Below are 11936 nucleotides of genomic sequence, written 5' to 3'. Positions count from 1 at the left end.
ACTGCGTCACCCGGAGGTAAACCTCCGGGCCATCCTTTCGAGGGAACGCGCCTCGCGATTGCAGATCAGATCAACCCGGGTAGATCGACTCAACTATGAAAGTATGCATTGTCGGAGCCTCCGGGAAACTGGGCCGTTATATGGTCCAGCATTGTCTGGATCGGGGCTACGAGGTGGTCGGGGTCTGTCGGCCGAAGAGTGTGGATAAGCTGGAGGCGTTTCGGGATCAGATCCGAATTGAGCCGGGGTTCACGAATGATCGCGATGTCATCGGACGAGCCGTGGCGGGGTGTGATGGCGTGTTGACAGTGCTCGTGCCGTGGGGTGTAAACGACTATGCGTCCGGAACCGCTCAGGCAGTGCTTGATCATGCCGAGCCGGACGCCCGGCTGATTTTCTCCTGCGGTTGGCACATTTCAAAGGATGGCCAGGACGTCTACTCCCGGATGTTTCTGACGCTGCTGAAAGTCGCCGGCTGGATCGCGCGGACGCTCCGGCTGGTTGACATCGATGATCAAGTCGAAGCCTGCCGCCGGATTTTTGCGAGTCCTCTCAAGTGGACCGTCGTTCGCGGCAGCGACCTCAAGGAAGGGGAAAGCGAAGGTCTGCCCGTCTGGAGCAAACATATCGGCGATCCCATCCTTGCCAGCAACCGCACCCGCCGCATTGACTTCGCCCTGTTCATGGTCGACGCCCTGACCAACGACACCCTCATCCACGAAGCCCCGGCGATCGTCAGCTGCCAGTCGGAATCGGCCCTGGCCCATGCGACTGCCGCCGACGCATGACAATGCACTAGAACCAGACTTCGCTCAGCTGCCCCGACTCGAGTTCGTTGGCGTAGCTGGAGTAGTAGTTCCGGTTTGGGGCATTGTATTCGCGGGCAGCGAGACCGCGCAGGGCTTCGATCTTGACCTGGCGGGCCCGTTTTCGGTCGGCGTCTTCCAGCCACTTCACATGGTCCGAAAGTTCGAGCGCCCACTGGTAGTCTTTCGCCGCGAGGGCAGCTTCCATTTTCTCAGTCAGCTGAGCGGTGCCGCCGGCCAGTTCGGCCATCTTTGTCGCTTTGAGCTTCGGCTCCAACGGACTCAACGTCGACGGATTGCCATCGTACCAGCCGAGCAGTCCTGAATAGATGGCGCGGACGGCATGAGGAACCGAGCCGTAGAATTCGGTGAGATACGGCTTGTCCTGCAGATGTTTCGGCAGCTCCACTTCATGGGCCAGCAGATCTGGTCCCTTCCCCGCGTTGATTCCCGCGATCGTCTGCTCGTAGACGCTGCGAATCGCTTCGCTGTAGTTGCTCAGCATCTCAACGGACTTCTCTTCCCCCAGAATCGGCGTGGTGTGGCCGGGAACGAGCGCGTGCGGCTTCAGCTTCGCCATCTCTCCGACGCTGTCCGACCACTTCATCACGTTGCGGTAGCCGGTGCCTCGAATGGCGTAAAGGTTGGGGAAGGCCTGATAGAAGTTATCGCCTGAGAACAGCACCTTCTCCCGGGGCAGCCAGAGGTAGATGGCATCGTCAGTCTCGCCGGGGCCGCGATGGAACTCGATCTCGACTCCCGCGATAGTCGTTTTCAAACCATCTTGGGGAATCAGACGATTGGGAGGAATGAAGCCTTCGCCACGGTCGCGATCGTAGGTATTGGCGGGGGCGACGCCGCGATTGGTTTTCTCCTCGTCAGACAACGAGCGTCCGAACTGGCGGGCTCCCCGTTTCCCGGCGATGGGACGCAGGTCTTCGTTCACTCCCTCCGCCGAGCCGAAGTTCTCGGCCGCATAAACGTCGGGGCGATTCCTTCCGATGAAGGCACTGGTTCCCCCGGTGTGATCGCCGTGACTGTGCGTATAGACGATCGCTTTCACCGGTTTGTCGCTGTACTCACGAAACGCCTCCATCGCCTTGCCGGCACTGGTTGGTCCCATGAGCGTATCGACAATGATGACGCCGTCGGTGCCGACAATCATCGAGGTGTTCGCCCCGTGGAAGCCGACTGCGGTGAAGACGTTGTCAGCGACTTTGACCACCTGCTGCTCGAACTGCTGCGACTGAGTGTTGAGCATCTTCTTCGCGGTCTGCGGTTCAACCTGCGTGTCGGCGTGTGCGACTCCGGCTACCAGGCACAGAGCGAGCGTCAGGCAGGCCGACTTGGAAATGAAAGACATCTTCTGTTCTCCTTCGAGTGAGGCGGTTATCTTCTCGTTGTTGCCAGATTGTCGAAGTACGTTGTCCAACTCTGGTGCTCGCGGCCGGCGGCCTGCGCGAAATGGCTTTCGTTATTGAGGGCGCCGTTGCGGATGCCCTCATAAATGCCGGCGATGACCGTGCCGATAAAGTCGCCCAGTTCGGCGATGCGATCCTGCCGATACTCTTCGACCGACATCGAACGGTATTTCAGATCCGTTCCGAAAGTCTCGTTCAGAAAGTGAGTCAACTGCTGTTGGGTGATCGGCTCGCCGTGCAGGTTGTACGTCTGCCCGTTGTGTTTCGATTCGGTCAGCAGGTGAGCGTAAGCAGCGGCAAGTTCAGGACGGGTGGTGTAGCCGCATTTTCCGTCGCCGGCGCAGTTGGCGATTTCGCCCTGTGTTCGGTAGGTGTCGAGATAGTCAATGTCGGGTTCGATGTAGATCCCGTTACGACCGATGACCCAGTCGAGGCCGCTTTCGCGGACATCCTGTTCGGTTTGCCGGTTGCTGTGCACGATCGGGGAGAAGGCGGTCCCCTGCTCGGCTCCCTGAACGCTGGTGTAGACAAGCTTGCGGACGCCCGCCGCCTTCGCTGCTTCGATGACATTGCGATGCTGCTCGATGCGTTTCGCCGGATCATCCATGCCGGACACCAGCAGCACGGTCTCGATTCCAGCGAGCGAATTTTCGAGCTGCTCTCGAGATTCGTAATCGCCGGGTCGAATCTCCACGCCGAGGGAAGCCGCGTTCTCGGGAGTGCGGGCCAGCCCGATGACATGGTTCGAGCCGATCAGATCGACCACGGCTTTGACAATCTCTCCGCCAAGGTGGCCACTGGCCGCCGTTACTGCGATCTTCGCCATTCGATTTCCTCCTCTGATGCGGAGTGAAAGACCTTGAACTCCGTCGCTGGTATGTGTACGATGCACGCAATTGAGTGTATGGTACATATAGGTGGCGGTCAACACTTGAAATTTCATTATAGTTCTCAGGGGAGAATTCCAATGCCCGATCCTGAACGCCCCGGATTTGTGATCAGCCGCCTGGCGTATCTGTTTCGGATGCGGATCGAAGAGGTGCTGGCCGAGAATGGATCAGAGCTCTCGGCGGAAGAGTCCGCGCTGCTGATGGTGCTGGTCGAAGCCGGCCAGCCATTGCGGCGAGGCGAGTTCGCCGAGATCATGCTCCGCGACCGGACCACCATCACGCGGCAACTCGATGGTCTGGAGCGGAAGGGCCTGGTCCGTCGCGAACCGGACCCGAGCGACGGACGAGCCATCCTGATTCACCCGACCCCCCGCGGAACGAAGCTGATCAGTAAACTGCTCCCGCCGTTCAAGGCCCTGCGAAACAGTCTGAAACGGGGACTGACTGTCGACGAATGGAAACTCGGCCTGAAAGTAATGAGCCAGATGATGGACAACCTGATCGCCCTGGACGAGAAGGCGTGAGGGGCGTGAGGACACCGGATGCGTTGCCTCCTTGTCGGGCCGCGTGCCGGGTGCCATGCCCACGCTTGTGTGGGCATGCCTGTCCTGTGCGAAGAATCTCAGTTTACCCGTTTCGTTATCGAACATCCGGGGGTTATTACTGGCGTGGAGTCGCGAACGAATCGCCTGCCTGCTGAAACTTCCAAGTGTTCGTCTTATTGGTTGCGATGGCCGGTCGTGCGTGCCACCCGCATTGCATGCCCACGCAAGCGTGGGCATGGCACCCAGGAGTGCGTGAATCCTACCCGAAAACCTGTCCACCATGCCACCGCCCCTGCGACACGTTGACGCTCTGGGTGAACTTGGGTGTTTTGTGAAGTGTCGAACGTCCGATGGAGGCTGTAATTCGTGCAGAAAACGGCTTCTGAGGCTCGTTGTGACTTCCCCTTCTCAAAATTTTTGGTCCCCACTACAATTGCTGGACAACTGGGAAGAACCGGTAATCCGCGGCGGTTGGCTGCGGGCCGGTGCCCGGGTTTTGACAGCATTTTCACGCGGATGAGCCGGCGGCTCCCGCGGTCGCGGTTTGTTTCACACGGCTTTGTAAGCGAAAGACGAAGGATCGATGTCCGATACCGATCAGAAAATTTCCACGGACTCCCTGTCGAAAATGGAAGGGATCAAGGCCGCTTCGAACCAGTTGCGGGGAACCATTGGCGAAGAGCTGCAAAACAGCGACGACAGCTTCTCCGGTGATGCCGCCCAGCTGCTGAAGTTCCACGGCACCTACCAGCAGGACAACCGCGACCTCCGCAACCGCAAGGACGACGAGGGGAACCGGCTGGGCAAAGCCTACAGCTGCATGATCCGCACCGGCCCTCCGGGCGGTAAGCTGACCGCCGATCAGTTCCTGACCGAGCTCGATCTGGCTGATCAGTACGGCGAAGGAACGCTGCGGCTGACGTCCCGTCAGGCCTTGCAGCTGCACAGTATTCTGAAAACCGATCTGCAGAAGACGATCCACGAGATCACCCGCATCAAGCTGAATTCCTACGCCGCCTGTGGCGATGTGAATCGCAACGTGATGTGCAATCCGGCTCCGTACAGGAACAACCCGGTCCTGGAGCAGATGCAGGAAACGACCGACGCCTTGGCCGCTCATCTCAAGCCGCGGTCAACCGCCTACTTCGATTTCTGGGTCACCGATCCCGATGGCGAGAAGCAGCAGGTTGCCGAGTTCAAACCGGTCGAAGAGCCGATTTACGGCGAATCCTACCTGCCTCGCAAATTCAAGATTGGCGTCGCGCTGCCGGAAGACAATCACATCGATGTTCTGACGCAGGACCTCGGCTTCGTCGCGATTGTCGAGAACGACGCCGTCATCGGTTACGACGTCTACGTCGGCGGTGGCATGGGCCGCACGCCCGCCAAGAAAGAAACGTACCCCGCGCTCGGCAAGCCGATGGCTTTCGTGGTGCCGGGAGAAGCCTGTGCCGTGGCCGAAGCCGTGGTGAAGGTTCAGCGCGACTTCGGCAACCGGGAAGACCGGAAGGTCGCCCGCATGAAGTACCTGGTCGACAACTGGGGCATCGAGAAGTTCCGTGACAAGGTCGCTGAGTATTACGGTAAGCCGCTGGCTCCGGTGAACGGGGCTCTGATCACCGGCGTCGACGATTACATGGGCTGGCGGGAGCAGGGAGACGGCAAGCTGTTTCTCGGCATCAATATCGAGAACGGCCGCATCAAGGATGAAGGCTCGCTGCGGATCAAAACCGGTCTGCGGGAAGTCCTCAACAAGTACAAGATGCCGGTCCGTCTGACCGCTCTGCAGTCGATGATCCTCTGTGACATCAACCCGGCCGACAAGGACGAGATTTCGCGGATCCTGACCCAGAACGGCATCAAGCTGGCGGAAGATTACACGCTGACCCGCCGGTTCGCGATCGCCTGCCCCGCTCTGCCGATGTGCGGTCTGGCCGTGACGGAATCGGAACGGGTGATGCCTTCGCTGCTCGATGAGATTGAAGCCGAACTGGCTCGACAGGGACTCGAAGGCGAACGCATCAGTGTTCACATGACGGGCTGCCCGAACGGATGTGCTCGTCCTTACACGCCGGATATCGGTCTGGTCGGACGAGCCGTCAACAAATATACGCTGTTCCTCGGTGGCAACGTCCTGGGAACGCGGCTGGCCTTCCTCTACAAGGATATGGTTAAGTTCGAAGACATCGTGCCGACACTGGCACCGATCTTCGCGTACTACAAGGAAGCCCGCAACGACGACGAAACGTTCGGCGACTTCTGCGATCGCAAAGGTCTGGATGACCTGGAAAATCGCTCGGCGGCAGCAGCCTGAGTCGAACAGCAGCGATGAAAACGGCAGGAAGCCGCAGGGAAACCTGCGGCTTCTTCGCGTTATGGACGGAAGCCTGTCGATGCGGGAACGAAGCCGGTAGACTGTTTTCGTTGGTGGGGGGACAGCGGCGAGCGTTCAACATTGCAAGAACGTCGGCGCCCCCCGCGAGTGACATTGATCGGATGACGAAACAGCAAAATCTACGCCCTTTTCCGCGGGAGCGTCCACTACCCTCGAGGACGCTTCGGGTTGGGATGACGGGGCCTGCTCGACGACTTTGAATCGACATTTGAAAGCTGCGGTATGACGACGACTCTGATTCGGAATGCGACCTGTGTGCTCCCGGACCGGCTGCATCAAACCGATGTGCTGTTGCGGAACGGAAAGATCGAGCTCGATCCCGCCGTGCAGGTGGAAGCCGACGAAGTGATCGATGCGACCGGGCTGCATCTGATTCCCGGCGTGATCGACGACCAGGTCCACTTCCGCGACCCCGGGCTGACGCACAAGGAAGACTTGCACACCGGCTCCCGGGCTTGCGCGGCTGGCGGAGTCACGACCTTTCTCGAGATGCCGAACACGAAGCCCTCGACCACGAGTGTGCAGGCCCTGCACGACAAGCTCGAACTGGCTTCAACGAAGTCGATTGTGAACTACGGTTTCTACATCGGGGCAACCCCCGATAATGTGCAGGAACTGCAACGGGCGGAGCGGACGCCGGGGATCAAGATCTTTATCGGTTCGAGCACGGGCAATCTGCTGGTCGACGAGCAGAAGGCTCTGGAGCGGATCTTCGCGGAAACGAATCTGCCGATCTGTGCTCACTGCGAAGATGAAACCACGGTTCGGGCGAACGCTGCGAAACTGGAGGGTGGCAAGACGTTTCGCGATCACTCGAAGATTCGCGACCACGAAGCCGCTCTGATCGCGACACGGCGGGCGATGGATCTGGCGATCAAGTATCACCACCACTTCCATGTGCTCCATGTCTCCACAGCTGCGGAGTGCGATCTGCTCTATGCGTACTATTCGAGTTTGAAACAGATTGACGACAGTGTCGTCTCAGCCGAGGTCTGTCCGCATCATCTGCTGTTCCATGTCGACGACTACGACCGGCTCGGCTCGCTGGTGCAGATGAACCCGTCCATCAAGAACAAAGAGGACAACGCCCGACTGTGGCAGGCGCTGAAGGAATCGACGATCGAAGTCATCGCGACCGATCACGCTCCGCATACGCTGGAAGAGAAGCAGCAGTCCTATCCGCAGTCGCCGTCGGGGCTGCCGGCGGTCGAGAACTCGCTGGCACTCATGCTCAACGCGGTCAACGAGGGGAAACTTCCGCTCGAACGCGTGGTCGACGGCATGACCGCAGCTCCGGGCCGTGTCTGGAAGATCGACAACAAGGGGCAGTTGAAGCACGGGTATGATGCTGACGTTGTGCTCGTCGACATGAATCTCAAGAAGACCGTGCTCAATGAGAACCAGCAGACGAAATGCGGCTGGTCGCCGTGGCATGGCGTCGAGCTGACCGGCTGGCCGGTGAAAACCTGGTGCATGGGCGAACTGGTTTACGATGGCGAGAAAGTGAATACCGACCACCGCGGCCGGGAAGCGACGTTCCGCGGCCAGTCGGATTGAGCCAGACGTCGTCAGGACGAGGCCGATGGCCGTCAGGGAGCGCTGCTCCCGTCTGTTATTTGAATACGCATGAAGGCGAGAGCCTGCCCGACAGGTTGAATAACCCCTGCGGGACGATTATAGGGAGAAAGTTTTGTCAGATATCAAGCAGCGATTTCGTCACGGACTGGAAGTGAGCCGAGCCGCGACCGAGAAGATTCTCGATGAGTTCACCAACCCCGAAGACTGGGTCCGTCGACCGGCTCCGGGAACGAATCATGCGATGTGGATTGCCGGGCATCTCGCCGTGGTCGATGGTCGCCTGTCTCGGTTTGTGAGCCGCGAGTACAAATGCGACCTCTCCAAGTATCTCCCGCTGTTCGCAAAGAGCACCACGCCGCTCGACAACCTTTCGGACTATCCACCGATCGAAGAAGTTCGTCAGCTGATGCGAGATATGCGTGCGATGTTCCTTCGCGCCCTGGAAGAATGTCCGGAAGAGCGATTCGTTGAGCCGACGCCGGATGGGGTGCCGCCGTTCTTCAAGAATGTTGGCCACGTCTTCCAGATGGCGGCCTGGCACGAAGGCATTCACACCGGCCAGCTGTCGACCATTCACCGCATCCTCGGGAACCGCCCGCTGACCGACCGCGGGTAGAACTGGTTGATGTCCCAGCCGACACGCTTTCACACACGTGGCACCTTTCGTTCTCGAAATCTTGAATCATGCTCGACCTGCTTGTTGTTGCGACTCATCCCGATGATGCCGAGATCAGTGTCGGCGGCACGATGCTCAAGGCGATTGCCGAGGGACTGCAGGTGGGCATTCTCGATCTGACGAGCGGCGAACCGACCCCGCATGGAACGAACGAACTTCGTCGTCAGGAAACGGCGACGGCGACGAAGGTGCTCGGCGTCCACTGGCGCGACAATCTGGGCCTGCCGAATCGCCAGCTGGAAGACACGCTCGACGCGCGGCGGGCACTGACGAACGTGTTTCGCACGCAGCGGCCGAAGATGATTCTGGCCCCCTGGCCGGAAGATGCCCATCCCGATCATGTGCGGGCCAGTCAGCTCTGCGACGACGCCCGGTTCTGGTCGAAGCTGTCTCGAACCGATCTCGAAGGCGAGCCCTACTGGCCGTCGCAGATGTTCTACTACTTCAGCGTGCATCTGCGGATTCACCCCAAGCCGAGCGTGGTGATTGATGTCAGCGACTATATCGATCAGAAGATGGCCTCCATTGCCTGTTACGAATCTCAGGTGACGACCGGCCGTGATCCGTCGTTCCCGACTCCGCTCGATGACATACGCGATCGGGCCCGTTACTGGGGCTGGTCCATTCACTCGGCATACGGCGAACCACTGCTTTCCCGCGAAGAGATCCGCATCAGTTCGGTCAAGGGATTGTTCTGATCGTGCCGTTTGAAACGGCTTCGACGGGAAGATCGAACTCAGTTACTGGAAATCGCACGTCCCTCGCTGCGGCTTTGTCCCGCTTGGACTAAAGCACTGACTGCGCCGCGTTCTCAGGCGGCCCGTTCGGTTTGTTCCACCGTCCCGACGGAAATTCTGTTGAAGGGCGTCTGGAATCGCGGATACTCAAGAGAGGGCACGAAGTCTGCAGGAGTCTCTGCATTCGACAGGGGGCTCATCAGTGGGCTGCAGTCGCGACTTGATTCAGGAAAACAAGTAGATGTTCAATTCAACCCGACGACTTATCGTTCCATTTTTCTGTCTGCTGGCGATCGGCCTGATGCCAATCGCAGTCAGCCAGGCTCAGTCCGACTCGGATCGCTTTCGCGGTCGGCTGAAAGATCGAGCCGATGAGAAGCCTGCTCCGCGAGATCAGCCTTCGAAGGGATTGCGGTACGACGAACAGACGAACCGCTGGGTCTACGATGAGCCGGGCTTTCAGCCGGTTCCACCGGGTTATGGTCCAGTCCTGACACCCCCGGTCGCAGGTCCCGTGTTTCCCGGAGGGCCGGGGTTCTCGGATGAATACGATCCGCCGAATTTTGACTGGGGAACCCGCAAACCGGCACCGACGTTGCCGACACCTGGTCTGCCCCCGCAGCAGGGTTACTATCCGAATGATCCGGGGCCTCCGCGACATGGCGGCGACAATCGGTATCAGCGGCTGGCTGAATCATTCCGTTCGGAGCTGAACTACCTCTACGCACTGACGAGCCGCGAGAATATCACTCGAGAACACCAGGAACTGCTTCAGGAAGCCCGTACCCATGCTTCGCACTTTGCCGACCTGATCATTCAAGGGGGCGATTACAATCGCGTTCGCGCGGAGTACTCGGCGTTCGATGAAGCCTGGCACCCGGCGGCTTACCTGTTCGCCGAGGGGCAGTTCTCGAACCGGACACTCGCTGTCGTGCAATCGATTAACCAGCTCGACAATCTTTTTCATGCCGAGATGAACTTCGAGCAGGCCGACGTTTACAACAGAAACGAAGTGGCTGAACTGGCCGGACGTCTCGTGCAGTTGACCGAGCGGCTGGCCGACGAGATTCGCCGCGGGAATCTGCCTCGCTTCCAGCCGGGACGGGCCGTCGAGCAGCTCGCTCGAGAAACGCAGCGATTTTCGCAGACAGTCCGCCGCGATGGTGACCACAGCGACGTTGTGGAGTCGTTCGGGAAAGTCGATGCCCACTGGGCGGAAGTCAGCAACGCGATTTATCGGTCCGATTTGATGTACCGAGACTGGCAGACCGGCCGAATGATTCACCAGGTGATTCACGATCTACGGCACGAACTGCGGGTGGCCCCGCAACAGCAGCAGCCGACTCAGCTCGCGCGGCTTATCAGCGAACTGCAGGGCCAGGCTCAGACGATTCTGCAGCTGGTCCGTCAGCAGGGAGGGCGTCGCAACGAATACAACGCGTGGATGTTCGCGCAGGACTGTCAGGATCTGGAACTGGCGTTGTCGAGCAGCCAGGCCAGTTTCCACCGGCAGGTTCGGCAGACCCTCGACTCCTGGGCCGCCATCCGCGGCGGTCTCGATGGCCATCAATTCGTCCAGCCCATCCGGGACACCGAACAGAACCTGCGCGTACTGGAGCGGTTCGCGAATTGATTGCCGGGTAGTTAGCCCGAAACACTATGTCTCGCAGCTCGCCATTGTCGCGGCGGCAACGAGTTCTGGAGTCTCAGCTGGTTCTTGCGTCTTTGACGTTTGAACCAGCTTTTTTCGTTTGCGGGAGCGATGTCGCCGCCACCACATCAAGGTTCCCGTTGCGTACAGGGCGGCGGGAGTCAAACCGCTGAAGAAGACCAGCCAGCGGCCGACCAGACCGAATGCTTCGCCACTGTGCAGGGGAAATTGCCAGGCGAGCAGCGTATCGGCGGCTGTAAATTGCCGGGGATCGCGGATAGTGAGGACCTCTCCGGTGTACTGGTCGAGAAAGACCTGTGCTCTGCCGAAGGTTTTCTGAACCTCTCCTTCCTGACGGAATGCGACCTCGTAAGTCCCCTCTTCGTCTTCGGGGGGATGCAGATGGTCGAAGATCGCATCCGGAAACTCACGCTGAGCAATCGCGATCGCTTCATCGGCGGTGAGGGCTTCGCGGTCCTCGACCACATCCGATTTCAGGCCCCGAGGATGTTTCGTTTCTTCCGAGAACACGGTGAAAATCGGCTTCACATACTGGGGGAACTCCATGTAGACCCCGGTGAAGGCGAGCACGAACAGGAAGACAGTGCTCACGATTCCGACCGTTTTGTGGAGATCGTAGTTGAAGCGTGGTCCGCCCCGGACAGCGAACGCTGCTCGCCAGCTGTTCATCCAGAGGGGCCACCACAGGTAAACTCCGGTGGCGACGGAGATCATCAGAATCAAACCACAGATTCCTACGATCACTCCTCCGACCCAGCCGGCGACCAGACGGAAATGCAGCCGATAAATCCAGGTCATTAAGTCTTCGCCCCACGTCCGCTGGCCTTTGACCTCGGCAGTGTAAGGATCGACGTACACGGCGGTGAATTTCGGATCTTCCTTTGTGCCGGTCGAAAACCAGACTGACCAGACGCCGTTTTCAACCCGCGGCTTCGTGACCGACATCGCATCGGCAGATTGCGACTGCTCGGCGGCTTCGATTACGTTCTGAAGGCTTTGTCGCGACCCACTTTCTTCGGTCAGCAGCAGCTCCGGATTCAGCCATTCATCGATCGCGTGGTCAAAGACGAGAACGCTGCCGGTCAGACCGATCAACACGAGCAGCAGCCCGACCGTCAGGCCGAGCCAGCGGTGCGTCTTCAGCCAGAGCGTCCGCAGTCGAAAACGCGTACCACTCGAAGGAGTGCTGCTTGCCTGTCCGGTCGTCGGATTCATT

Annotated in this window: 10 protein-coding genes; 7 read left to right on the top strand and 3 right to left on the bottom strand. The window is 59.4% G+C overall.

Features of this window, described 5'->3' with window-relative positions:
• Positions 1-95 precede the first annotated feature (95 nt).
• Positions 96-788 (top strand): NAD(P)-dependent oxidoreductase, encoded by a 693-nt coding sequence (locus L1A08_RS13510; RefSeq protein WP_238756967.1) that lies wholly within the window; start codon positions 96-98, stop codon positions 786-788.
• Positions 789-795: 7 nt separating this feature from the next.
• On the opposite strand, the gene L1A08_RS13505 is transcribed toward L1A08_RS13510, so the two are convergent.
• Entirely contained in the window at positions 796-2169 is a 1374-nt protein-coding gene (locus L1A08_RS13505; protein WP_238756966.1) for an alkyl/aryl-sulfatase, read from the bottom strand.
• A gap of 26 nt (positions 2170-2195) precedes the next feature.
• Positions 2196-3053 (bottom strand): SDR family oxidoreductase, encoded by an 858-nt coding sequence (locus L1A08_RS13500; protein WP_238756965.1) that lies wholly within the window; start codon positions 3051-3053, stop codon positions 2196-2198.
• A 141-nt stretch (positions 3054-3194) separates the two neighbouring features.
• On the opposite strand from L1A08_RS13500, the gene L1A08_RS13495 reads away from it, so the two are divergent.
• The 6 genes from L1A08_RS13495 (at position 3195) to L1A08_RS13470 (ending at position 10681) form a co-directional block, all read left to right on the top strand.
• On the top strand, positions 3195-3641 hold the full coding sequence (locus tag L1A08_RS13495; protein ID WP_238756964.1) for a MarR family winged helix-turn-helix transcriptional regulator: 447 nt from the start codon (positions 3195-3197) through the stop codon (positions 3639-3641).
• 604 nt (positions 3642-4245) lie between these two features.
• Positions 4246-5976 carry an NADPH-dependent assimilatory sulfite reductase hemoprotein subunit gene (locus L1A08_RS13490; RefSeq protein WP_238756963.1) on the top strand — a complete coding sequence of 577 codons (1731 nt, stop codon included), beginning with the start codon at positions 4246-4248 and terminating at the stop codon, positions 5974-5976.
• 303 nt (positions 5977-6279) lie between these two features.
• On the top strand, positions 6280-7614 hold the full coding sequence (locus tag L1A08_RS13485; RefSeq protein ID WP_238756962.1) for a dihydroorotase: 1335 nt from the start codon (positions 6280-6282) through the stop codon (positions 7612-7614).
• A 133-nt stretch (positions 7615-7747) separates the two neighbouring features.
• On the top strand, positions 7748-8251 hold the full coding sequence (locus tag L1A08_RS13480; protein WP_238756961.1) for a DinB family protein: 504 nt from the start codon (positions 7748-7750) through the stop codon (positions 8249-8251).
• A gap of 68 nt (positions 8252-8319) precedes the next feature.
• Positions 8320-9009, top strand: coding sequence for a bacillithiol biosynthesis deacetylase BshB1 (gene bshB1, locus L1A08_RS13475; RefSeq protein ID WP_238756960.1), 690 nt, complete (start codon positions 8320-8322; stop codon positions 9007-9009).
• A gap of 280 nt (positions 9010-9289) precedes the next feature.
• Positions 9290-10681: a hypothetical protein gene (locus L1A08_RS13470; protein ID WP_238756959.1), complete on the top strand. Its 1392-nt coding sequence runs from the start codon at positions 9290-9292 to the stop codon at positions 10679-10681.
• Between the two features lie 24 nt (positions 10682-10705).
• Here L1A08_RS13470 and L1A08_RS13465 read toward each other — a convergent pair whose 3' ends face one another.
• A complete protein-coding gene (locus tag L1A08_RS13465; RefSeq protein ID WP_238756958.1) occupies positions 10706-11935 on the bottom strand; it encodes a PepSY-associated TM helix domain-containing protein in 1230 nt (409 codons plus the stop codon).
• Between the last annotated feature and the right edge of the window lies 1 nt (position 11936).

This window comes from Rubinisphaera margarita (assembly GCF_022267515.1).
GTDB classification, from domain to species: Bacteria; Planctomycetota; Planctomycetia; order Planctomycetales; family Planctomycetaceae; genus Rubinisphaera; species Rubinisphaera margarita.
The sequence above is the reverse complement of the archived record's forward strand: the minus strand, read 5'-3'. Positions and strand labels throughout refer to the sequence as shown.